Here is a 23,210-nt window from a genome sequence, read left to right on the forward strand (position 1 = left end):
ACGCAGCGTAACAATGCGCTAAAGTAAGCCCCACAATTTCACCACCCCATGGTGTCTACTTTCCGGGGGTCAGGCCCTTATGGCCGTTCCTCTTAGTTGGCCACGGTCAATGCGCAAAAGCTCGGCTATGTCTAACCAGGTGGGTTCTTTCTTGTGAGAAAGATTGACAAGGTAATTAAAAACAATCAGCCGCTCATCGCGATCAAGGGGAGAGGTATCGCCGCCGCGGTTGATACGGAGGTTTCCGGTGAGAGCAGCGATACGGTACTGCTGAAAGACGTCAGAAGCTTTTAGAGCTCGGTCTTGACTGGGTTGCAGGGGGTCCTTGCCGACGCGCCCTTGTTGAGCACCTTTGGGGGATTCAGCCTCGAAGACTAGTTCTAAAATGTTTTTCCGTAGTGTGTCGTCTATCTTTTGGACACGGCAAATCTCGTTGATTTCGCGCGCGTGGTCTATCTGATGCAGCCGCGCAGAAATAACTGCCTGCTTCACCTCGTTTGCGGGCTTCTTGTCGTCTTTCTTCTTGCCACCGCCTCGTAGCCTGTCGGTACCCAATTGAGCAAAGGAAATGAGTTGCCCAACGGTGGCATCGTGAGGAATTGCGCGGCCGGTGGCCGCCTCCAGCTCCTTGCGTATTTGTTGAAAAGCCTCGCTAGGCTCGCTCGGTGCGTACAGGCTCGATACCTTCCAATATGGATTACGCCAACCTCGGTGGTTGGCAATATGGCGTAGCGCGATAGAAAGATATCGGCCTCGTTCTTCGTCATCGTGGATGAAGGAATTTACCAATTCCACGCGAGCCTTCCATGGAAGGTAAGGGTCGGAATAGTGCTCAAAAGGTAGAGTTTCCCAGCCTTGCGCTTTGAGAAACTTTTCAAGCTTAATCATGCGCTTGCGGCGACGGCGGTACAGACGTCGCGTACGTCGTGCGACTCCAGAAGAAGCAAGTCGGGTCACCGCTCGCTTTTGCTGGTCGGGATCTAGTCCTGAGTCGTGGATCAGCGAAACCGCACTGAGAATTTTTACTGGTAGATCATTTTCGTCGACTTCAATGGCGGTGCAGCCAAGCGAATAAGTTCCGACATCTATTCCAACGCGGTAAGAGAGAGACAAAGGATTAGCCCTTTCAGATAAAAAGAAAGCCGAACCCGAGGGTTCGGCTTGGAGCAATCAACGTCGGAAACGAGCCGACGCTTACTGAGGTTCAGTTCTGGTTAAGAACATAGCAGAATACGTCTCGTGTGTCTTGGTTTCCTCCACAAAATTGGCGGAAGACTATTGGGTTCGCACCGATGACTTTCATCCAATAAACATGAACGCAAACAGCGTGTTGAGCACCGTCGCCACAATCATGGGCACGGAGGTGCGCTTGACCAATTGGATGGGATTGACCTTGATGGCGCCGGAGACAATGAGCACCGCGGCGTTGACCGGGGAGACCTGGCGCATCAGGTTGGAGGTACCCCAGATGGCGGTGAGCATCTGCGGGGCGTGGATGGAGGTCTGCGAAGCCAGGTTGGGCACCACCTCAGAGAAAGCAAAGTAGGGGGCAGTGCCAGAGCCAGTGAGCGCGGCCATTGCGGCGGTGGCGGCGACGAAGATGAGGACGATGAGGACGGCGGCGCCGGAGGAGCCCTCGGCGGCGTCGATAAGCATGTCGATGACACCCATCTGCGTAATACCCTCCACCAGGACAGCAGCAGCCACCAGCAGGGCCACGACGCCCGCAGCACCTTCGCCCATGCCTTTGAAGAAGCTGGAGATGGAATCCACAGCACCGGTGACGGTGCGCTTGCGGATGGATTCGATGATCATCGCGATGAACAAAGAGACCACGGTCACCGGGAGGATGCCGCCCTCAAAGGGGATGACACCCAAGCGGTTAAGAATGGCGGAGACGATGATGAGTAGCAACGGCATGAGCGGAAGCACGGCGTAGTAACCCGGCAGGGAGGCTGCGCGGGCGATGGCTTCCTCGGTAGCGTCATCGTGCATCGAATCGGCGCTGACCTCACCGGAGCTTTCGGCCTTGCGGGCATCCGCCTTATCGCAGCGGCGTTGCCACCACATGTGGACGAAGGCCGTGATGAGCAGCGTGGGCACCGTGGCGTAGGCGACAGCACCGTAGACGAACTCGGTTGGCGTCATGTTGGTGAGATCGGCACCCTGGATGAGGCCGGCCTCAAGTGGGGTGGGCACGATGGTGGAGGAGGTCACCACGATGGCGCCCACGGTCAGCGGGGTCAGACCCGCAGCGATGAGTGCCGGCAGGAGCGTGGCCACGAGCAAAAGGGAAAGCGCTGCAGCCGAGGGGATCACCAGCGAGAGCAGCGTGCCCAGGATGAAGCCCACCGGAACCAGCCAGTAGGAACCTTTGAAGCGCTTGAGCGGTGAGGAGAGCACCACGACCGTCTTGGCGTCCGCACCGATGTGCCGCATATAGGACACGAAGCCGAAGAGCACCATGATCGCCATGCCGATGCCGGAGAAGCGTGCTTTGAATAGCGCATCCACGACGAGCAGCTGATCGTAGAAGGCATTACCCGTGGCTTCGATTTCGGTGGTGCGGAAATCCGCGCGCCCAGTGAGGGCGGCGAGCATGAGCAGGACTACGCCAACGGCGAAGATGGAGGCCGCGGCGTGGACTTTCTTATAGATGAGGTAGACAACTGCGGCGATGGCCAGCAGTGCGATGAGAAGGTAAAGCATCTGAGGATCCTTCTTCTGGTTATATCCACTTACTGTTATAAGGTAACACCGGCTATGACAGGTGTCGCGCTCAACCCCCCACACGTACGATGAACCTCATGCACATTGATGACGTCCTTGACCGCGCCCACGTGGTCTCCCTTCCACTCGCCGTGAAGTTCCGTGGCATTACGACCCGGGAAGCATTGCTTATCGATGGCCCCGCGGGCTGGGGTGAGTTCGCCCCCTTCCTGGAGTACGGGGCGGAGGAATCCGCCCGCTGGCTCGCCGCCGGCCTGGAGGCCGCCTACGAAGGCTTCCCGGAACCCGTACGCGAGTGGGTAGAAGTCAACGGCACCGTCCCTGCGGTCCCCGCCGAGCAGGTCCCGAAGGTCATGGAACGCTACCCCGGTTGCCGCACCTTCAAGATCAAGGTGGCGGAGAAGGGACAGACCCTAGAGGACGATATCGCGCGCGTTCACGCTGTCCGTTCCCACATCGAAGCCCAGGGCCGCGTGCCGGTCCTGCGCGTCGATGCCAACTGTGGCTGGAGCGTCGAGGAAGCCGTCACCGCGGCCAAGGAGCTCATGCCGCTGGACTATATGGAGCAGCCGTGCCAGACCGTCGAGGAACTCAAGGAAGTGCGCACCCAGCTCATGCGCGCCGGGATTTTCGTGCGCGTGGCGGCAGATGAGTCCATCCGCAAGGCCAGCGACCCCTACCGGGTGGCGGAATTGCAGGCGGCGGATGTCGCCGTGGTCAAGCCCGCGCCGCTGGGTGGTGTGCGCAAGGTGCTCGAGGTGGCTTCCCATCTGCGCGAGCGCCACATGGACATCACGGTGGCCTCCGCCCTGGATACCTCGGTGGGAATCTCCATGGGGCTTGCCGCCGTGGCCGCCTTGCCGCAGATCTATGACGACGAAGACATCGACGTCACCCCGGCCGCCGCGGGCCTGGCCACCGGTTCGCTGTTCCTCGAGGATGTCACGGCACCGCGCGAGCTTGTCGACGGTCACCTGCGCGCCGAAGCCCTTGCCCCCGACCCGGATCGCCTCAGCGCGCTCGCCGCGCCGGGCGAGCGCCGCGAGTGGTGGTTTGAGCGCGTGCGCCAGTGCTGGCCGCACCTTTAAAAGCACAGCTCACGGTCCATGTCCGGAGGTCAGCGTAGGCTGGCGGGCATGACGATTTCCGTGAGAGACGCGCACCTGCACAACCTTCGCAACGTGGATGTGGACCTTCCACGCGGCCAGCTCGTGGCCGTGACGGGGGTGTCCGGTTCCGGCAAGTCCTCGCTGGCCTTCGGCACCATTCATGGCGAAGGCCAGCGCCGCTACCTGGAATCCGTCGCGCCCTTTGCTCGACGCCTCATCGCCTCCGCGGTGGACCCTCAGGTCGGCCGCATTGAGGGGTTGCCGCCGACGGTGGCGTTGCAGCAGTCGGCGTCGGCAAGCAGTGCGCGCTCCACGGTGGGCACGATCTCCGCCATGTCTAACTCCGTGCGCCTTCTTTACTCGCGCTGCGGTGACAACCCGGAGGGCCTGTACTCCGATTCCTTCTCCCCGAATACCCCAGAAGGCATGTGCCCGGAGTGCCAGGGCACCGGCGTGGTCCACGAACCCACGGAGGCCTCCATGGTGCCGGACCCCAGTCTGAGCATCGAGGAAGGCGCGATTGCTGCGTGGCCAGGGGCCTGGGCGGGCAAGAACTTCCACGACATTCTGCAAGAACTGGGCTATGACTTGGATTCACCGTGGGAGGATTTGCCGAAGAAAGACCGCGAATGGATCCTCTTCACCGAGGAGCGCCCAGTGGTAACCGTCAAGCCGCGCCGCGGGGCGGATCAGATCCAGCGCAATTACGAGGGCACGTGGCGTTCCGTAGCCAGCTACCTGACCAAGACCTATGCGGAGACGAAGTCGGATACGCTGCGTGCCCGCGTCTTGAGCTTCATGGAAACCCGCCGCTGCGATACCTGTCAGGGGCGCCGGCTGACGGCGAAGGCGCTCAAGGTCACCTACGCCGGGCTGCCGATCGACGAATTCAATGCCCTTCCGTTGAGCGAAGCCTACGAGCTGCTTAACGGCCAAAGTCCGCAGCCGAATGATGCTGAAGACCTACTCCTCAAGGCTCTCCTGCCAGCCTTTGAATCTGCATTGGAACTCGGCCTGGGGCACCTCAGCCTGGATAGGCCTACGGACACGCTCTCGGGCGGTGAGGTGCAGCGCCTGCGCCTGGCTGCGCAGCTGCGCTCTGGACTCTATGGCGTGACCTATGTCCTGGATGAGCCCTCTGCGGGCCTGCACCCGGTGGAGCGGGGCGCGGTGCTGGATATGTGCCGGCGCTTCATCGCGGAGGGGAACTCGGTGCTGCTGGTGGAACACGACATGGAACTGGTCAAGCAGGCCGATTGGATCGTGGATGTCGGCCCGCTCGCCGGTGAGCGCGGCGGCCAGGTGGTGTACTCGGGTCCCGTCGCCGATTACATAGAGGCGGCGGACTCTGCAGATACTCCCACCGCGCGTGCCTTGGCGCGCCCGCGCCCCACGCCCAAGGTCGAAGCGCGCCCGGCGCACGGGGACATCGCGCTGCGCCGGGTGCACTCGCACACCATCGATGGCCTCGACGTGGACTTCGGACTCGGCCAGTTTACGGCCATTACTGGGCTTTCGGGTTCCGGCAAATCCACGTTGCTGGCCGCACTCCATGACATGCTCACGGGGCCGGACTGTCCGAAGCAGGTCAAGCGCGTGGTCTCCATTACCCAAAAGCCAATCGGCCGAACCCCGCGCTCCACGGTGGCGACGTACACCAACCTCTTCGACAACGTGCGCAAGCTCTTCGCGGCCACCCCGGAGGCCAAGAAGAAGAAATGGACGGTCTCGCGCTTTTCCTACAACGTTAAGCAAGGCCAGTGCCCCACCTGCGGTGGCGCCGGCCAGATCGAGGTCGAGCTGGTCTTCCTTCCAGGCTCCTATACCCAGTGCCCGGATTGCCAGGGACAGCGCTATAACGATGACACCTTGTCCATCCGCTGGAAGGACAGGACCATCGCGGACATCCTCGACCTTACGGTGGAAGAGGCCCTGGAGGTCTTTGCAGATGAAGCGCCGATCCTCCACGCGCTGCAAACCTTGGAGGCGGTCGGTCTGGGTTACCTGCGCTTGGGCCAGGGCGCTCCGGAGCTTTCCGGCGGTGAAGCGCAGCGCATCAAGCTTGCCACGGAGCTGCAGCGCTCCCGCAACTCGCGCCGGGGCCATACCGTCTACCTGCTGGATGAGCCCACCGTCGGGTTGCACCCGGCCGATATCGACCTGCTCATCGCTGAGCTGCACTCGCTGGTGGAGGCCTCCCATACTGTCGTGGTGGCAGATCATGACCGTCACCTCATCGCCGGCGCTGACCGGGTTATTGAGATGGGCCCGGGGTCTGGTTCGGATGGCGGAAAGATTGTGGCGGATGGCACGCCGGGTCAGGTTTCCACGGGACTAACGCCCACCGGGCGGGTGCTAAGTGGCGCGGGTGCACGATAAGGTAAATCCCATGACCAACAACAACGGCGACAACGAGACGCGGCAGTTCGGCCGCGTCACCGGTGAGAACGAAACCCGCCAGTTCGGCGCGCCCCAACAGCAGCCGCCACAGCGTCCCCAACAACACTTCCCGGAGCCCGGATCCCAGAACGCGCAGGCCTATGGTCAGCCCTATCAGCAGGGCTATGACCAGAACTATCAGCAGCCGCAGTATGACCCGGTCCCGTCCAGCTACCAGGTGGAGCAGCCGAAGAAGGGCGGGGGAGCCCTGTCCTATGTCTTCGCGGCCATCGCTGCTATCGCCGTCGTTTTCGCCGGCGTGCTGTTCTTCCTGTGGCGCGGTGCGGCAGCGGATGCTGACAAACCCGCCCCGGAGCCGGTTACCGAGACCGTGACCACCGAGGTTCCCACCACGGTGACCACCACCAAGAGCTCGCCGCGGGATAACCTCCCCACCGATATTCCGACAGAGCTGCCGACGGAGCTGCCGCCGGACGTCCAGGACCGTGTGGACCAGGGTGGAGCCGAATTGGAAGGGTTGATCAATGACCTCTTCGAGCAATTCGATTCGGGCATGGAAGAGCTCGATACGGGTGGTGCAGGCAATGCCTAATACTGAATCTCACACCGAGCCCACTGCCTCCGCGCAGCCGGAGTCGATGCAGCTGGCCGAAGCACTGGCGGCCCAGCTTTCGCGGCACCTCACCGACGTGGTTATCTGCCCGGGTTCGCGCAACGCACCGCTGTCTTTGGCGCTTCTCGCGCGCAGCGATATTCGCGTGCATACCCGCCTGGATGAGCGCTCCGCCGCCTTCGCTGCTTTAGGTTTGGCACGCGTCCAACGCCGGCACGTCGGCATCGTGATGACCTCCGGCACCGCGGTGGCTAATGCCCTGCCCGCGATGGTGGAGGCGCATTACTCGCATACCCCGCTGGCCGTCATCAGCGCGGACCGGCCGGCCCGCTTGGTGGGCACGGGGGCCTCCCAGACTATTGAGCAGCCCGGCATCTTCGGCGTGTATGCGGAGACCACCCAGGTAGAGAGCACGAGTGATATCCCGCTTATCGCGGAGCGCTTTTTGAATGACCGCCAGGTGCACATCAACGTGGCTCTCGATGCCCCGCTGGTAGGCGAAGAGCTGCCCGGTAGCCCGACGGATTACACGCAGCACCGCGCTCGTACCCCGCGGTGGGCGAATCACGGCGAGGTGGCCGTCGATCTCAGCCGCAACACGCTCGTCATCGCCGGCGATGAGGCCTGGGAAGTCGAAGGCCTGGAGGATGTCCCCACCATCGCCGAGCCCACGGCACCTGCGCCCTATCACCCGGTGCACCCGGCCGCGGCGCACCTCTTCCGCCGCGCCCAAGTCTCCGCCAACGACTACGTGGTCAACACCAAGGTGGAGCAGGTCATCGTCGTGGGCCATCCCACCCTGCACCGCGGTGTCCTGGCACTGCTGAGTGATCCCGATATCGATCTCATCTGTCTGTCGCGCACGGAAGATTTCACCAACCCCCGTGGCGAGTCCGCGCAGCTGGGTACCACCGCCAAAACCAGCGGCGAGCCCACGCGAGAGTGGATGAAGATCTGCGAAGGCGCGGCCCAGATGGCGGCCGACGGTGTTCGTGAGGTTCTGGCGGAGACCACCGGTGAGGATGCCACCAAGCCCGAGATCGGCTTTACCGGCCTCCACGTCGCCGCCGCGGTGGGGGACACCCTCGCCGTCGGAGATACCCTCGTCCTGGGCGCCTCCAACGCGGTGCGGGATGCGTCCTTCATCGGCCTGCCCTTCGACGGTGTGGAGACCTATTCGCCGCGCGGGGCCGCCGGCATCGACGGCACCATAGCGCAGGCCATCGGTATCGCCCTGGCCACCCAGTCCCGCGAAGCCGACGCCCCGCGCGCCCCGCGCACCGTGGCGCTCATGGGGGATGTCACCTTCCTCCACGATGCGACTTCGCTCATCCTTCCCGAAGACAACCCGCGCCCGGAGAACCTCACCATCGTCGTCTCAAACGACGACGGCGGCGGCATCTTCGAGGTGCTCGAACAGGGCCGCGAGCACCTGCGCGACTCCTTCGAGAAGGCCTTTGGGACGCCGCATGGGGTGGGTGTGGCCAAGCTAGCGGAAGCCTGCGGTGCTGAGCACCGCGAGGTGAGCTCGGCGCAGGAGCTGCTCGACGTTTTGGCAGAACTCAAGGAATACTCCACCGGCATCACCGTGGTGGAGGCGCATACCACGAGGTCCTCGCGCCGCGCGCTGCAGGAAGCTTTGAATGCCAAGGTAGGTCAGTAAATGCCGCGGCGCCGGGTACGCCAGCTGATCCTGGTGCTGTACGCCGCAGCTCTCGTGGGCATGGCGGGAATGGTCATCGGCCCTTTTCTCAATGACCGCACCATCGGCGCCAACCCCGGGCGCGCCCTGGCCACGGTGACGGATGTCGGCACCTTGCGTACCTTCGTGGATTTCCAGGACTCCGAGGGTATCTATCACACCCCGCCCACCGGCCTGCTTTATCCCACCGGGCTGGGGGAGGGCCAGCAGGTCTGGGTGCTCTATGCCAAGAACAACCCGGACCTAGTCAAGGTGGAAGGCCGAGAATGGACACTATCGATCATTCCGGCGCTGTCCTCTGCAGCTGTGGCGACCCTGATTGCCGGTGCGTGCTGGTGGGCAAGCGGGAAAATTAACCGGAATTTAGCACGTGCTTTACCAGCTGAGCACCCAGGAAAGGAATGATGGGGCGCATGCGTGTAGCCATCGTCGCGGAATCCTTCTTGCCTAACGTCAATGGAGTGACCAACTCCGTGCTGCGTGTCCTTGAACACCTCCACGAGCACGGCCACGAGGCCATCGTCATCGCCCCCGGCGCCCGGGATGGGCAGGAGGAGATCCCTGATTACCTCGGGTTCACCATCGTGCGCGTGCCCACCGTGCGGGTGCCACTGGTGGATTCGCTCCCGGTCGGCGTTCCCACTTCCGCTGTGGACGAGGCGCTGCGCGAGTTCAAGCCGGACATCATTCACTTGGCCAGTCCCTTTGTTCTCGGAGCGGCGGGTGCCTTCTCCGCCCGCCAACAGCGTATTCCGGCAGTGGCGCTGTACCAGACGGACGTCGCGGGATTCGCCACCAAGTACCATGCCTCCGCGCTGGCCTATGGGGTGTGGGAGTGGCTGCGCACCATCCACAATGCGTGCCAAATGACTCTCGCGCCCTCCTCACTGACCATCGCCGACTTGGAGAAGCACCACATCAAGAACGTGCGCCACTGGGGCCGCGGCGTAGACTCGGAGCGCTTCCACCCCTCGAAGCGCTCGGCGGCGCTGCGCCGGAACTGGGACTCTACGGGGAAGAAGAAGATCGTCGGCTTCGTCGGCCGCCTGGCCGCGGAGAAGGGCGTGCACCGCCTGTCGGCCCTTAACGGTCGCGACGACATTCAGCTCGTCATTGTTGGCGATGGCCCAGAGCGTCCGCTGCTGGAGGCCCAGTTGCCGGATGCGGTCTTTACCGGGGCATTGGGCGGCGAGGAGCTCGCAGCCGCATATGCAAGCCTTGACATCTTCGTGCACGCGGGCGAGTTCGAGACTTTCTGCCAGGCCATCCAGGAGGCGCAGGCCTCAGGCGTGCCCACCATCGGCCCCCGCGCGGGCGGCCCAGTGGACCTCATTGAGGAGGGCTATAACGGGTTGCTTCTCGGTGTCCCCACGTTCGTCGAGGATCTCCCGAATGCCGTCGACGCGCTTCTCAATCCGGAGATTCACCAGGAGATGCGGGAGAACGCCCGGAAGTCGATTGCCTCCAAGACTTGGCCGGCGTTGTGCGAGCAGCTGCTGGGCTACTACGACGAGGTTTTGGAGAATGTCCGTGAGGTCCCGCTGACCATTTTGGGCCAGCGTCCGGAGCTGCCGCGTTGGGCCGCTCGCGCTCTGGGAGCGCGCGTCGCCTAAACTAGGCGCTTGTGTCTAAGGCAGATCTGGAGAAGAAGCCCTTCGATGTCGCGCGCATGTTTGACGCGGTGGGCAAGAAATACGACATCACCAACACGGTGCTGTCCTTTGGGCAGGACGCGCGCTGGCGCCGGCTGACCCGCGAGCGGCTCAACCTGCAGCCGGGGGAGAAGGTCCTCGACCTGGCTGCCGGAACGGCCGTCTCGACGGAAGAGCTGTCCAAGTCCGGCGCGTGGTGCGTGGCCTGTGACTTTTCCCTCGGCATGCTCGCGGCTGGCGCGGAACGCGATGTTCCCAAGGTGGCCGGCGATGGAATGCGCCTGCCCTTTGCGGATAACACTTTTGACGCGGTGACCATTTCCTACGGTCTGCGCAATATCCACGACTTCGAGCTGGGGCTTCGGGAGATGGCGCGCGTGACCAAGCCCGGCGGGCGCCTAGCAGTGGCGGAGTTCTCCAAGCCGGTCATTCCGGTCTTTGGCACCGTCTACAAGGAGTATCTGACCCGCTTGCTGCCGCCGATTGCCAAGGTCGTATCCTCCAACCCGGAGGCCTATATCTACCTCGCGGAGTCCATCCGTGCGTGGCCGGAGCAGCACGAGCTGGCCGCCGCTATTAATCGCAATGGCTGGGAGCAAGCTGGGTGGCGCAACCTGACCTTCGGCATCGTGGCGCTGCACTCCGCAGTGAAGCCCGCCTAGGGGGCCTAAGGCCAAAGGGCTCAGGACCAAAGGGGAGTATTGCGCCGCAGCGTGGAGACCGCCCCGCCGGCCAGCCGCCAGGCGCGGGCAAGCAGATCCTTGTCCTCGTCGGTGATGAGGTTGCCCATAAGACGCGCTGCGGCCGGCATGAGCATGCGGCCCACCGGCCCGCGCATGGCCACAGGCCCAGCCAGCGGCAGGAATTGTGGGTAGGTCAGCAGGCGCGCGGCGGTGCGGGCAAGTAGGAAGGCCTCGCCATACTCGGCGCGCAGCCGGTCTGGCCACGCCAAGGTGAGGTCCTTGGTGCCGAGCATCTCCACGGCGAGTGCTGCCGTTTCCAGGCCATAGTCGATGCCCTCGCCGTTCAGCGGATTTACGCAGGCCGCAGCGTCACCGATGAGCATCCAATTGGCGCCGGCAACTCCAGACACCGCACCACCCATCGGCAGCATCGCCGAGGTGACGTTGCGCAGCTCGCCTAGACCCCACTCCGAACGCTGCTGTTCGGCGTAGAAATCCAGCGCCTTCTTCGTGTTGAGGCGGGCCGGGCGGGCGGCCGTAGAGAGCGCGCCCAAGCCGATATTGACCCCCTGGCCCAGCGGAAAGATCCAGCCATAGCCCGGCTGCACCACGCCCTCGGGGTCCTTGAGCTCAACGTGGGAGTGCATCCATTCCTCGCCGTCCCGCAGTGAATCGGCATAAGCGCGTGCAGCAATGCCATAGACCTCCTCGCGGTGCCAGGTGCGGCCCAACTGCTTGCCAAACGTCGAGCGCACCCCGTCGGCCACGATGACCCACTGGGCGCGCACGCGGCGCTTGCCGACGGAGAACTCCACCAGCCGGTTGCCGTCCAGCTCCGGCTGTGTCGCCGCGCCGGTCACTAGCCGTGCGCCGGATTCTTGGGCGGCATTGACAAGCAGCGCGTCGAATTCATAGCGCGGCAGGGCTGTGCCTTCGTGCGAGGGGTAGGCCTCAGGCCACGGAGCGGTTACGGTGCCGCCGAAGCCGTGTAGCTTGAGCCCGCGGTTGCGGTAGGACGCGTTGACCTCGATGCCGAGGAGCTCCAACTGGTGCATGGCGCGCGGGGTCAGTCCATCGCCGCAGGTCTTGTCGCGGGGGAAAGGGGAGGCGTCGACAAGCAGCGTCTCATGGCCGGCGCGTGCGGCGTGGATAGCGGCGGCAGCGCCGGCGGGCCCGGCACCTACGATGGCGACGTCAACAAGGGTGGAATCGATCTGCTCCGACATGGGGACTATCATTGCACGGGATAGTGGCCACAAGTGTGTTGAGGGCCGTGCCATGGGCTACGGTAAGTAAACACTAGGATTTTTGAGCTTAAAGGAACACGTTTAATGTCACACGGCCAAACTCACGCCAAGCACGTGGACTTGGGGGATGCGCAGCTCACCGAGCGTATCAACGCCGGGATGGCTGCTGTAGAGGACCTGCTGAATACGGAGCTCGACCGCGGGCAGGACTTCATCAAGGACAAAGTGCGCCACCTGTCCCTGGCTGGTGGCAAGCGTTTCCGCCCGATGATGGCGTTGTTGGCCTCCGAGTTCGGTGAACGTTCACAATCCCCCGAGGTGGTGAAGGCGGCAACCGTGGTGGAAATGGTCCACGTGGCTACGCTCTACCACGACGATGTCATGGATGAGGCGGAGCGCCGACGCGGCGTGGATTCCGCGAACTTCCGGTGGACCAACTCTGTGGCGATTCTGGCGGGCGATGCACTGCTCGCGCACGCCTCGCGGCTGATGAGCCAGCTGGATACCCACACGGTGGAGCATTTCGCGGAGACTTTCGAGGAGCTCGTCACCGGCCAGATGCGGGAAACCATCGGTGCTGGCGAAGCCAATGCCGTAGAGCACTACACGGCGGTGATCCGGGAAAAGACCGCGGTGCTGATCGCGTCCGCCGGCTACCTGGGTGCCTACCACGCGGGTGCGGGTCCAGAACAGTGCGAGGCGCTGCGCCAAATCGGTGCGGCCGTAGGCATGATTTTCCAGATCGTCGACGATGTCATCGACATCTTCTCCGACTCCGAGGAATCCGGGAAGACCCCGGGCACGGACCTGCGCGAGGGCGTGTTCACCTTGCCGGTGCTCTATGCCCTGGAGGAGGAAGGCGAGGTCGGCGATGAGCTGCGCGCCCTGCTGACAGGCCCGCTGGAGGATGACGCTTCCGTACAACGCGCCATCGAGCTGCTGTGGCAGTCGGGCGGCCGTGATAAGGCGCTGGCCGACGTCAACGCCTACCTGCGCGTGGTCGAGGACCAGCTCTCCCTGCTGCCGGAATGCACGGCTAGTGAAGCACTGCGCCAGTTGGCGGACTATACCGTTCAGCGCGTGGGTTAAAAGCCCCTACTGCCTGGCGATTTGCATGTTAGGCGGGAGTTCGTAGTAAAGTATATAACCGCACTCAAGAGTGCCTGCCAGGTTGCCCGAGCGGCCAAAGGGAGCGGACTGTAAATCCGCCGGCTTTCGCCTTCAGAAGTTCGAATCTTCTACCTGGCACAACATGAATCCCGCAGACACATCACATGGGTCTGCGGGATTTTTCGATCGCGGGGCGGCCCGGCCCAGCGCAGGGCAGGGTTAAGGGCGGCTAATCCAAGCTGAACAGCTCTCGCTGGAAATCCGTGGGGTTCTTCAACCGCTCAGTTTCAGGCAACGGCCCCGGCAGGGTGGTGCCTTCAGCGAAGGGCGCACCCGGCAGGTAATCGCGGCCGTGGGGCTGTGCCAAACCATTAAGGTCGGGACCGGCCGGCACCACTTGGGTGGGATTAATTTCGCGGTGGACTATGTAGTAGTGCTGCTTGATCTCGGTGAAGTCGGTGGTATCGCCGAAACCAGGGAGCTGGAATAGCTCGCGCAAGTAGCCATAAACGTTCGGCATCTCGCTGGTTTTGTTCCGGTTGGTCTTGAAGTGGCCGTGGTAGACAACGTCAAAGCGGATCAAGGTGGTGTATGCCCGGATATCGGTCTCCGTGATGTGCTCGCCCATGATGAAGCGGCGGTGGTCTAGCCGCTCCTCCAGCCAGTCGAGGACCTCGAAGACATCCGCATAGGCCTCTTCATAAGCCTCCTGGGATGCGGAGAATCCCGCGCGATACACGCCGTTGTTGAGTTTCCTGAAGATGAAGTCGTTAATTTCTTCCATCTCCTCCTTCTGCTCGGCCGGCGGCAGCAGGTTGGGTGCGCCTTCTCGTTGGAAGTCGGTCCACTCTGTCTGGAAGTCCCGCACCATGGAGTTGAAGTCGTTGGTGACAACCTTGCCGCTGGACTCTTCCACAATGGCTGGCACCGTGATGCCCCGCGGATAGGCAGGAAAGCGCGCGAAATACGCATCCTGCAGGCGGGGGATGCGCAGGACGGGGTCGAGCCCGTCGGGGTCGAGGTCGAAAGTCCAGGAGCGCTTGTCGTGGGTGGGGCCCGCCAGGCCTAAGGAGATGACATTTTCCAGTCCCAACAGGCGCCGCACGATGACGGCGCGGTGTGCCCACGGGCAAGCGCGCGCAGCAATGAGGCGATACCGGTGGGGCTGCACCGGCCAGTCGAGGGCCTCGCCGCTACCAGCCACGGAAGGCTGTGGTTCGTCACCGGTGACCGAGGCAAGAATGCGGTCGCCGATGTAGTTGGTGTCTCGCTTGAATTCGCCGTCCGTCGAGGCATTCTGGGCGTCGCCGGCCCAGTCCTTCGGTGTCTGCTTCTGGGTACCAGAGCTCATGTGTCCTCCCTAGAGCACATAAAGTATTTGATACGTCAACAATAGCTGGGTTTGGTGCGCCTGGAGTAGGGGTGGTCTACCGCGAGAGTGGTGCAAGGGTGATGTGTGCGAGTTTAGGTGCCTGAAAAGTGCGCAAAAACCATTGTCGTACTGGCGATTTGTGTTGTTTAAGCGTTTCGGGTTAACCTTTTCAAGGCTTCAACGAGAGCACAGCGGAAGAAACTCCGTGACTCTAAGAGGCTGTGCCCCCTTAGCTCAGTCGGCAGAGCGTTTCCATGGTAAGGAAAAGGTCGACAGTTCGATTCTGTCAGGGGGCTCCATTCATGTTTCTGGAAGCTTTCAGAAAGTGAATATGGCGGTGTAGCTCAGTGGTAGAGCAAGCGACTCATAATCGCTGTGTCGCGAGTTCAATTCTCGCCATCGCTACCGGGAAAGAAAAGCGCCCGCATATGGGCGCTTTTTCACTACCGACTCCCAGCCTTATACGGCACGTGGTTTCCATGGGGAATCACTGTTCTGGTAGGGTTGTGCGTTGTCCCAAAAGGGCACGCAGAGGGGCGTGGCGCAATTGGTAGCGCAACGGTCTCCAAAACCGTAGGTTGCAGGTTCGAGTCCTGTCGCCCCTGCCACATCACTTCCAAGGAGGGAATCGCCGTGAGCGAGGAAAAGCAGCCGAGCACCGGGGCTCCGCGCCCAACCGGCAAGCGTCAGCTCTCTGGCGCAGCGACCACCTCTACTGATTCCTACACCGACAAGCGCGTCGTGCGCGTCGAGGATAAGAAGGAAGATTCTTTCGGCGGATCCGTCGGCTCCTTCCCAGGTGAAGTCGTCTCTGAGATGAAGAAGGTCGTGTGGCCTACCGGCAAGGAAATGCTTCAGTACGTTCTGGTGACCTTCGCCTTTCTTATCGTCCTCACCGCTCTGGTGTGGGGCGTGGACACGCTGACCGGCCTCGGAGTTGAAGCAATCCTCGCGCCTTAGTACACTAATTTCATACTTTCATCCCGCCGCCTTCCCGCTAGCTCGACTAGGGGAAACGGCGGGATACTTTTTGCCCTAGTCCCGCCGAGTACCCTGGTGGGGGACTGGAAGAATGAACACCAATTTGGAGTAGCAGACAATGAGCGAAGAAAACACTGGCACCTCCCTCGAGCAGGCCATGATCGATAACGTCCAGGAACAGGCCGCCGAAGCGGTCGAGGCTACTGAGGAATCCCAGCAGCCGCAGGAGGAACTGTCCGCTGAGGAGAAGGAAGCTGCCGAAAAGGAAGCTGCTACCAAGGCCGCTGAGGCTGCTCTCGGTGGCGTCACGGATGAGGCTGAAGGCGAGGGTGCAGGGGAGGTGTCGGCAAGCGCTGAGGCAGACGCCGCCGCTGCCGCAGACGCCGAGTACAAGTCCCGCCTGCGCGCCTTTACCCGCGAGCTGAAGAAGCAGCCGGGCCAGTGGTACATCATCCAGTGCTACTCCGGTTATGAGAACAAGGTGAAGACCAACCTCGACATGCGCGCCCAGACCCTCGAGGTGGAGGATTCCATCTTTGAGGTCGTTGTGCCGGTCGAGCAGGCCATTGAAAAGAAGGACGGCAAGAAGAAGGTAGTCAAGCGCAAGCTGCTGCCGGGCTACGTGCTGGTGCGCATGGAGCTTAACGACGCCGCCTGGTCCGTCGTCCGCGATACCCCGGGCGTGACCTCCTTCGTGGGCAATGAGGGCAACGCGACCCCGGTGAAGATCCGCGACGTTGCTAAGTTCCTCATGCCGAACGATCCGACGGTCTCTCCGGAGGACTCCGCAGCAGACTCCGAGGGCGAGCAGGTTGTGGCCATGCCGGAGAAGGAGGCCGCCAAGGCCTACGCGCACGACTTCGAGGTGGGCGAGGCCGTCACCATCCTGTCTGGCCCGCTGGCTTCCGTCTCCGCCACCATCTCCGAGATCGACCCAGAGACCGGCAAGATGCAGGGCCTGGTGTCCATCTTCGGCCGCGAGACCCCGGTGGAGCTGTCCCCGACGGAGATCGAGCGCATCTCCTAGAAAGCGATTTTGAGCTGGGCGCACGGTGTTCTAGACTTGAACGCCGTGCGCTTTTGCGCATCTTGAAACGTTCATCCTCCGGTGGCCCACAATGCGTGAGCATCCGGACGGGGCGCTGTTATTCATCGTGGCGGCACTCCGGTACCACAGGAAAGAGGTAATTCGATGGCTCCCAAGAAGAAGGTCACTGGCCTGATCAAGCTCCAGATCGAGGCAGGCGCTGCTAACCCGGCTCCGCCGGTCGGCCCGGCACTCGGTGCCCACGGCGTCAACATCATGGAGTTCTGCAAGGCCTACAACGCTGCGACCGAGTCCCAGCGCGGCAACGTCGTGCCGGTGGAGATCACCGTGTACGAGGACCGCTCCTTCGACTTCAAGCTGAAGACCCCGCCGGCAGCTAAGCTCCTGCTCAAGGCCGCTGGCATCAAGAAGGGCTCCGGCGTTCCGCACACCGACAAGGTTGGCTCCGTGACCTGGGATCAGTGCAAGGAGATTGCACAGACCAAGTTTGAGGACCTCAACGCTCGTGACATCGAGAACGGCGCCCGCATCATTGCTGGTACCGCTCGCTCCATGGGCATCACCGTTGACGGCGTCCCGGCTAAGTAAAAATTCGATTTAATGCGCGATACGTTCTGTATCGCGCGTGGCAGGGCCAGCTTCGGCCCGCTAACACCACATCAATCCAAGAAAAGGAATTGCACTTATGAGCACCAAGTCCAAGGCATACAAGGCTGCCGCTGAGCTGGTAGACCGCTCCCGCCTGTACCGTCCGATCGAGGCCGCCAAGCTGGCCAAGGAGACCTCCTCCAAGAACTTCGACGCCACCGTTGATGTTGTCTTCCGTCTCGGCGTTGACCCGCGTAAGGCTGACCAGCTGGTTCGCGGCACTGTCTCCCTGCCCCACGGCACCGGTAAGGACGTCCGCGTGGCTGTCTTCGCTGAGGGCGACAACGCTGAGGCTGCGAAGGCTGCTGGCGCCGATATCGTGGGCACCGAAGAGCTGATCGCTGCTATCAACGAGGGCAACATCGACTTCGACGTTGCTATCGCTACCCCGGATCAGATGGCCAAGGTTGGCCGCGTTGCCCGCGTCCTGGGCCCGCGTGGTCTCATGCCGAACCCGAAGACCGGCACCGTGACCGCTGACGTGACCAAGGCCGTTGCTGACGTCAAGGGCGGCAAGATTTCCTTCCGCGTTGACAAGGCTTCCAACCTGCACGCCATCATCGGCAAGGCTTCCTTCGATGCTGAGAAGCTGGCTGAGAACTACGGCGCGCTGTACGACGAGATCATTCGCCTGAAGCCGGCCTCCGCTAAGGGCATCTACGCCAAGAAGGTCACCATCTCCACCACCTCCGGCCCGGGCATCCCGGTCGACGCTTCCGTGGAGAAGAACTACACCGAGTAAATCGGTCGAGCGCATCGCGCTAAATGACACAGGGCTTCGAGGTTTACCCTCGGAGCCCTTTTCCTATGCCTGCCAGTCCCGTGGAGATAGCGGCTCGGATCGCTAGGCGTCGATATCGTCTGGCGCCCAGCCCCGGCCGTCTGCGTCTAAGTAGACATTGCGTGCTAACGGAATCTGGTGAGAGGCAGATTCCAAAATATGCATGAAGTAACCGGCGGTGTTGGGGATAGCGAGGGTATCGCCCACCGCTATGCCCTCTGGGAAATCGAGCTCGCGGCGCAGGATGACTTCATCTTCGATGCAATAGGCCCCCACCACGAACCCGGTGCGCGGTTCCCGGCCCACCGTACCGCGGTCTCCGGCAGTGGGCACGAGGAGCGGGTCGAGCAAAATGTCATCCGCCGCGGTACGGCACTGGGTGCGGTTCATAGCTGCGCCGATGAGGGGCAGGCCGTCGGAGCGCTCTTTGAGGAAGCTGACCTCAGCGAGAATGATGCCGCAGCCATCGAGCAGGCTGCGCCCCGGCTCCAAATGAAGAGAAATATTCCGCTCGCTCAAGGCACGGCCGGCAGGTCCAAACCCGGCTACCTCACCAGAAAGAAGTTGGTCTAACCACTGGCCGCGGGTGGGTGTTTGCCAGAAGGGGTAGGTATTTGAGAGCGGGTCGGACTTCCAGGTGAAAGGCTCACCGGTGCCGGCGCGCTGGGCTGCGATGCGCTGCTGGTAATACTCCCATTGCTCGCGGGATTCGAGGTAGCTCATGGGAACACCGCCGCCGATATCGATGAAGGAAGCAGGCTGGCCAACTAAGCGGAGGTGCTCGATGAGGGCGATGGCCTCCGCGAGTGCGGTGCGGCGGTCCGATTCGCTATAACCATGCAGGTGTACGTGAACGCCGTCAGCGTGGATGGTTTCGGGCCACGCGTGGCTTTGCCATGCGTGAAGGAGCTCACCGAAGCGCGTCGGCGGAAGGTTATCCGGGTTGGGGGCAAGGCGCGGTGCGACGTGCGCGGTGTGGTTGAGGGCCTTGGCAAGGGCAGCGATGCGCTCGGCTTCCGCTCGCGAATCGCAGGAAATGGTGACTCCGCGGTCGATAGCTAGGCGCAGCAACGCGTCGGTCTTAATAGCCGCGCTGAGGATAATCCGCTCGGGCGCGACTCCACGGTTAAGCACTTGGCGCAGCTCATTTTCACTGGCGACGTCCACGCCCAGACCAGCCCCGCGGGCGGCATCGACGAAACACAAGGCTTTATTGGCCTTACGAGCGAAAAATACCTGTGTGTCCACGCCATGAGAGGCGCCGGCATCGAGGAGCTCTTGGGCGTTGCGGCGCAGCGGCGCGGGGTTGAGCACATTAACGGGCGAGCCATACTCGGAGGTAAGGCGGGAAACTTGCTGTGGGTCGCCCACCAATTCCGTCATCCACTCTTCCCACCGCGCGCGCAGCGCAACGGTGCCATGAACGGGTAACGGGGTGGTGTGGTTGGTCATGGGTTTCCTACTTTCTCCGCCCAACGGGGGATGTCATCGTGCACGGAACGGTTCAACGAGTCATGGCCGGGAAGCTCAAGCTCATTCATGCGGCCGATTTCCACGACGCCGGGGACATCGTGGAAAGGGGTGGGGATGGCTTGGGGAGCTACGGTGGCATCGATAAGCAGATCAACGCCACCCTGCTCGCGCCAGTGGTCTATCTGGTCCGGGGCGGCGAGGTAGCGGGTATCTACCACGCCTGTGCGGATGAGCTCGAGCAGCCGCCGCGCGGTGACCGGTGGTGGGCCAAAGGCCACGCGCTCGAGGGTGCGCGAGAGCTCACGGAAGCCGGGCATGGGGCCATGAGTCTTATGCCATTCAACGCATTCTTGAAAGAGCCCCCGAAACGCCGCGCCTACAGCCGCAGCCGGGGTAAGCGGCCCGGTGCCCTCGGCGGCGCGGAGGGAGGCATCCAGCTCCGCGACGGCATCGCCGGAAAAGTCGTGGCCGTCGAGCACTGCAGCAAGCTCCCCGGTGGAAAACTCACCCATCGATCCGGCGGCCGCCAGGAGGATGTCGCGCAACTCATCGGCATTGTGCACGCCGGCACAGGCGCGCCTTACATTAGCCGGGATCTTGGGCTGCGGCGTGCCCGGCGCGGGTTTGACCTCCATAAAGCGCCCGCTGCGGCTCACCGGGAAGATGACCTCGGCGGCATCGCCGTACAGCAGGCAGACATCGATGAAGCTCAAGGCAGCACCGCGTACCCCAATCCGTCGCGGGGCACTGGGCAAATCGGCGCCGAAGTAGAGTCCGGTGATCGGAACGCGGGAAGGCTCGTGAACTAAGGCACCGGGGTGGAGGTGATCGTGGCCGGTGCAGACGAGGACTTCGTCGAAGGGCGAGCCATCGACGATGAACCCGTCGTCAGCGGCAGACACCGAACGCACACGCTGGGGTAGGTGTCGAATGCGCACGTGCTGCGGGGCGCGGTGCAGGGCAGCAGCCCACGTATCGGCCAGGAATTGCCCTACCTGCGCGCGCGGCGGGAAGGCATCGGTAGTGGATTGCCCGCGGCGGGTACGCCAAGCGTTGAAGCTATCGTGTGCGGTGGTGACGATGGCGCAATTGACGTTAAGGCGCCATTGCGGCGGCTGCTGCGGGCGATACACTGCGCCGGCGCCGGCGGGGTAGGGATCAAAGACGGTGATATCCACGGGGATGCGGGCGCGCTCGATGAGTTCTTCTACGGCCCACAGCCCGCGTGGGCCGCCGCCGATGATGGCGATGCGGCGGGAAGGTTCCTGCGGGCTCACTCTGAATCCCCTTCGACGCGCGCGGCGAGCTCGGGAGGAGAGATGTCGAAGTGCTCGCAGACCCAGGAATCGTTGTAGATGGTATCGAGGTAAGGCTGGCCACCGTCGTGGAGTACGGCCACGACCTCTGCACCGGCCGGAAGGGTAGGCGAGAGACGCTGGAATGCCGCGATGACCGCGCCGCCGGAGGCCCCAGGCAGAAGGCCTTCGGCCTGGGCGAGGCGACGAGCTGCCACAATGGCATCCAGATCGGGCACACGCTCTACTGAGGACGGCGAGAATTTGGTGGATAGATCGGTGACAATGCCAGCACCATAGCCCGGCAGCATGCGGGTGCCGCGCTGGCCCCCAAACAACACGGAGCCTTCGGCATCGACACCGATGGTCTCCGTATCCGCGCCAATCTCAGTGAGCTTTCGCACGCAGCCGCCGAGAGTACCGGTGGTGCTCATAGCGACGAGCAAGTGGGTGGGTGCCTGTCCGAGCTGGTCCACGATTTCCGTCATCGTGCCTTCGGCGTGGGCGTAAAAGGCGGCCTCGTTGGAGTACTGGTTGAGATTGAAAGAATTGGGGATCTCTTCTAGAAGCTCGGCCACGCGGGTGCGGCGAGCGGTGAGCCAATCGCCGGTTTCCGGGTCCGGGTGATCCAGCAATTCTACGTGGGCGCCGTAGGCCCGCATCGTGGCCACGGTGGAGGAATTGACGCGCGGATCGACCACGCAGTGGAATTTCATACCCGCAAGTGGGGCCTGGCGGGCCAGTGCCATGCCGAGGTTGCCCGAGGAAGACTCCACCAGGGTGGATCCGGGGCCTATGTCGCCGGCGTCAAGCGCGGCTTGGATGAGTGCGCGTGCGGTGCGGTCCTTGGCGGATCCGCCCAGGTTGAATTGCTCTAGCTTGAGATAGAGGTGCACATCGGTACGGGGATTAATGGCGTCCACGCGCATCAGCGGGGTATGGCCAATAGGTGGTTGGGCTTGAGAATGAATCCGTGGGTTCATCATTAGCCCCATGGTAGACCTCTGCCTGCGGCTTTTCCCGTGTCTAGTGCTGGATTTGTGTAGGGTAACGGCACTTTTCTCACTAACAGGCAATTGGCAGGTTGGTGGTATGGGATTACAAGGAACATGCCGCATAATAATCTTGTGCGTTTGAGAGAGGCGCATGAGAGATAGAGAGAACACCCTGAGTCTTGCAGGGCGGGCGGCGTGAGAAACCGCCTGATAGACAAGACCCCTTACAACGCGGGTCCCAGATTTTACTGGGACCCGCGTTGTACTGTGTGCGGAGACTTTAGCCCCAGGTGGCTTTAACCCCCAGCGCACCTGAGGCACGTGACTGGAGGAGGGGAAGGGGGACCAGACTAAAGACACCATATGCAGCGCTGAATCGAGATAAGCCCAGGTGAATGCATGCACTCCTTTGCATAAGGTGCCATTGCTTTGGTCCCTGTACCCCAGGCAGCAGGCTCTAGAGGTGAAGACTGCGCTAAGGCCGCGGCCTCCCTTTCATCCAGTACACGGACCAGATGACCTCTTCGCGCGGAACGCCCCAGTCATGCACGGCTAATGAGCGCACAGCTTTTGCGAGATCCCCTTCACCGGCAACCCATACCGAATCTGGTGCGGTATCGGGGGTGAAGCGGGAGCCGAGAAGTTGTCTGGCGCGTGTGCAGTGTTCGTCGTGTGGAGCCAGGACCATGGTGAGTGAGCGGACCTTGCCGCGCCACGTCTCCTCCAAGCCGTCTTCAACTTCATCGTCGTCTGTGATCATGGCAACGACGTCGACTGCATCCAAGATTTCCGGTGAGAAGGCTTCGTAGTGCTCGAGGATGTGCCACAGTGCCGGTAGAGCAGAGGCATCCGCGAGTAACAGTTGTGACTTCCTAGGGGCCTGCCACAGTGCTTGCCCGGTATATATTCCGGCGGTATCCCCGGGTTGGGCATTGAGGATCCAGTGTGAACCCGGGCCATTATCGCCATGGGTCACCACGTCGACATCGATGGTGCACGCTTCTTGGTTGAGCTTGCGAATGGTGTACCAGCGCAATGCTGGGCGAATGTTGTCGGGCAATCGGGTGACGGCGGCGCGAACATTGGCATCGTCGACCGGGAAGGGCGAAAAATCCTGCTCGTCTTGTGGCATGAGGAGCCCAAAATACTCGTCAGGCCCGGCTAACGGGTAGTCACTAAAAGCCGGCGAGTGAAAAGTTAAACGGTGCAGTCGCGGCTTGAGGCGGGTGTTCCCGGTGAGGGTTACGGGCAGTAGGCGGTGATGCGTCAAGGGAATTGATCCTAGGTAGAGGTCAAATTTGAAACCATCATAACGCGCAGGTTAGGCTAGCCTCAAATAAGTTAGGGGGCGCGTTAATGTGCGTGCCGCTT

The 23,210-nt window shown here is 62.4% G+C and carries 20 protein-coding genes and 4 tRNA genes; 16 read left to right on the forward strand and 8 right to left on the reverse strand.

Annotation, left to right across the window (positions count from 1 at the left end; genetic code table 11):
- Positions 1-69: 69 nt before the first annotated feature.
- A complete protein-coding gene (locus QP363_RS10600) occupies positions 70-1,170 on the reverse strand; it encodes a hypothetical protein (RefSeq protein ID WP_284764524.1) in 1,101 nt (366 codons plus the stop codon).
- Between the two features lie 129 nt (positions 1,171-1,299).
- Positions 1,300-2,709: a C4-dicarboxylate transporter DcuC gene (gene dcuC, locus QP363_RS10605; protein ID WP_070718945.1), complete on the reverse strand. Its 1,410-nt coding sequence runs from the start codon at positions 2,707-2,709 to the stop codon at positions 1,300-1,302.
- Positions 2,710-2,798: 89 nt separating this feature from the next.
- Between dcuC and QP363_RS10610 the strand changes: the two genes are divergently transcribed.
- The 7 genes from QP363_RS10610 to QP363_RS10640 are packed head-to-tail and all read left to right on the forward strand — an operon-like array spanning position 2,799 to position 10,868.
- Positions 2,799-3,818 (forward strand): o-succinylbenzoate synthase, encoded by a 1,020-nt coding sequence (locus tag QP363_RS10610; RefSeq protein WP_284764525.1) that lies wholly within the window; start codon positions 2,799-2,801, stop codon positions 3,816-3,818.
- Positions 3,819-3,866: 48 nt separating this feature from the next.
- A complete protein-coding gene (locus QP363_RS10615) occupies positions 3,867-6,218 on the forward strand; it encodes an excinuclease ABC subunit UvrA (protein ID WP_284764526.1) in 2,352 nt (783 codons plus the stop codon).
- 10 nt (positions 6,219-6,228) lie between these two features.
- Positions 6,229-6,831, forward strand: coding sequence for a hypothetical protein (locus QP363_RS10620; protein ID WP_070711046.1), 603 nt, complete (start codon positions 6,229-6,231; stop codon positions 6,829-6,831).
- Positions 6,824-8,515, forward strand: a complete 1,692-nt coding sequence (menD, locus tag QP363_RS10625) for a 2-succinyl-5-enolpyruvyl-6-hydroxy-3-cyclohexene-1-carboxylic-acid synthase (protein WP_070644705.1) — start codon at positions 6,824-6,826, stop codon at positions 8,513-8,515. Before QP363_RS10620 ends, menD begins: the two co-directional genes overlap by 8 nt.
- Entirely contained in the window at positions 8,516-8,959 is a 444-nt protein-coding gene (locus QP363_RS10630; RefSeq protein WP_284764528.1) for a DUF3592 domain-containing protein, read from the forward strand.
- A gap of 8 nt (positions 8,960-8,967) precedes the next feature.
- Positions 8,968-10,167 carry a glycosyltransferase family 1 protein gene (locus QP363_RS10635; RefSeq protein ID WP_284764529.1) on the forward strand — a complete coding sequence of 400 codons (1,200 nt, stop codon included), beginning with the start codon at positions 8,968-8,970 and terminating at the stop codon, positions 10,165-10,167.
- Positions 10,168-10,178: 11 nt separating this feature from the next.
- Positions 10,179-10,868 carry a demethylmenaquinone methyltransferase gene (locus QP363_RS10640; protein ID WP_070686672.1) on the forward strand — a complete coding sequence of 230 codons (690 nt, stop codon included), beginning with the start codon at positions 10,179-10,181 and terminating at the stop codon, positions 10,866-10,868.
- Between the two features lie 20 nt (positions 10,869-10,888).
- Here QP363_RS10640 and QP363_RS10645 read toward each other — a convergent pair whose 3' ends face one another.
- Positions 10,889-12,127 carry a geranylgeranyl reductase family protein gene (locus QP363_RS10645; protein ID WP_284764530.1) on the reverse strand — a complete coding sequence of 413 codons (1,239 nt, stop codon included), beginning with the start codon at positions 12,125-12,127 and terminating at the stop codon, positions 10,889-10,891.
- Positions 12,128-12,220: 93 nt separating this feature from the next.
- Here QP363_RS10645 and QP363_RS10650 point away from each other — a divergent pair, with 93 nt between their 5' ends.
- Both QP363_RS10650 and QP363_RS10655 read left to right on the forward strand, forming a co-directional pair.
- On the forward strand, positions 12,221-13,225 hold the full coding sequence (locus QP363_RS10650; RefSeq protein ID WP_070447998.1) for a polyprenyl synthetase family protein: 1,005 nt from the start codon (positions 12,221-12,223) through the stop codon (positions 13,223-13,225).
- Positions 13,226-13,301: 76 nt separating this feature from the next.
- Positions 13,302-13,384 (forward strand) — tRNA-Tyr (locus QP363_RS10655).
- Positions 13,385-13,475: 91 nt separating this feature from the next.
- Here QP363_RS10655 and QP363_RS10660 read toward each other — a convergent pair.
- Positions 13,476-14,597, reverse strand: a complete 1,122-nt coding sequence (locus QP363_RS10660) for a glutathione S-transferase C-terminal domain-containing protein (protein ID WP_070731371.1) — start codon at positions 14,595-14,597, stop codon at positions 13,476-13,478.
- 244 nt (positions 14,598-14,841) lie between these two features.
- On the opposite strand from QP363_RS10660, the gene QP363_RS10665 reads away from it, so the two are divergent.
- The 7 genes from QP363_RS10665 to rplA all read left to right on the forward strand — a co-directional run bounded on the left by QP363_RS10665 (position 14,842) and on the right by rplA (position 18,037).
- Positions 14,842-14,917 (forward strand) — tRNA-Thr (locus QP363_RS10665).
- 34 nt (positions 14,918-14,951) lie between these two features.
- Positions 14,952-15,023 (forward strand) — tRNA-Met (locus QP363_RS10670).
- Positions 15,024-15,150: 127 nt separating this feature from the next.
- Positions 15,151-15,226, forward strand: a tRNA-Trp gene (locus QP363_RS10675).
- 25 nt (positions 15,227-15,251) lie between these two features.
- Positions 15,252-15,578: a preprotein translocase subunit SecE gene (gene secE / locus QP363_RS10680; protein WP_070448002.1), complete on the forward strand. Its 327-nt coding sequence runs from the start codon at positions 15,252-15,254 to the stop codon at positions 15,576-15,578.
- A gap of 139 nt (positions 15,579-15,717) precedes the next feature.
- Positions 15,718-16,626 (forward strand): transcription termination/antitermination protein NusG, encoded by a 909-nt coding sequence (gene nusG, locus QP363_RS10685; RefSeq protein ID WP_070448006.1) that lies wholly within the window; start codon positions 15,718-15,720, stop codon positions 16,624-16,626.
- Positions 16,627-16,791: 165 nt separating this feature from the next.
- Positions 16,792-17,235 carry a 50S ribosomal protein L11 gene (gene rplK / locus QP363_RS10690; protein WP_010189723.1) on the forward strand — a complete coding sequence of 148 codons (444 nt, stop codon included), beginning with the start codon at positions 16,792-16,794 and terminating at the stop codon, positions 17,233-17,235.
- Positions 17,236-17,332: 97 nt separating this feature from the next.
- Complete coding sequence (rplA, locus tag QP363_RS10695) at positions 17,333-18,037, forward strand: 50S ribosomal protein L1 (RefSeq protein WP_070644701.1); 705 nt, start codon at positions 17,333-17,335, stop codon at positions 18,035-18,037.
- Positions 18,038-18,139: 102 nt separating this feature from the next.
- Here the strand turns inward: rplA and QP363_RS10700 are convergent, their stop codons facing one another.
- The 4 genes from QP363_RS10700 to QP363_RS10715 all read right to left on the reverse strand — a co-directional run bounded on the left by QP363_RS10700 (position 18,140) and on the right by QP363_RS10715 (position 23,109).
- Entirely contained in the window at positions 18,140-19,528 is a 1,389-nt protein-coding gene (locus tag QP363_RS10700) for a diaminopimelate decarboxylase (RefSeq protein ID WP_070644700.1), read from the reverse strand.
- Positions 19,525-20,826: an FAD/NAD(P)-binding protein gene (locus QP363_RS10705; RefSeq protein WP_070644699.1), complete on the reverse strand. Its 1,302-nt coding sequence runs from the start codon at positions 20,824-20,826 to the stop codon at positions 19,525-19,527. The genes QP363_RS10700 and QP363_RS10705 overlap by 4 nt, the downstream gene beginning before the upstream one ends.
- Positions 20,823-21,839 carry a pyridoxal-phosphate dependent enzyme gene (locus QP363_RS10710; RefSeq protein ID WP_284764533.1) on the reverse strand — a complete coding sequence of 339 codons (1,017 nt, stop codon included), beginning with the start codon at positions 21,837-21,839 and terminating at the stop codon, positions 20,823-20,825. The genes QP363_RS10705 and QP363_RS10710 overlap by 4 nt, the downstream gene beginning before the upstream one ends.
- Before the next feature lie 475 nt (positions 21,840-22,314).
- On the reverse strand, positions 22,315-23,109 hold the full coding sequence (locus QP363_RS10715) for a siderophore-interacting protein (RefSeq protein ID WP_284764534.1): 795 nt from the start codon (positions 23,107-23,109) through the stop codon (positions 22,315-22,317).
- Between the last annotated feature and the right edge of the window lie 101 nt (positions 23,110-23,210).

It is taken from the genome of Corynebacterium sp. UMB6689 (assembly GCF_030215295.1).
Classification (GTDB): domain Bacteria; phylum Actinomycetota; class Actinomycetes; order Mycobacteriales; family Mycobacteriaceae; genus Corynebacterium; species Corynebacterium aurimucosum.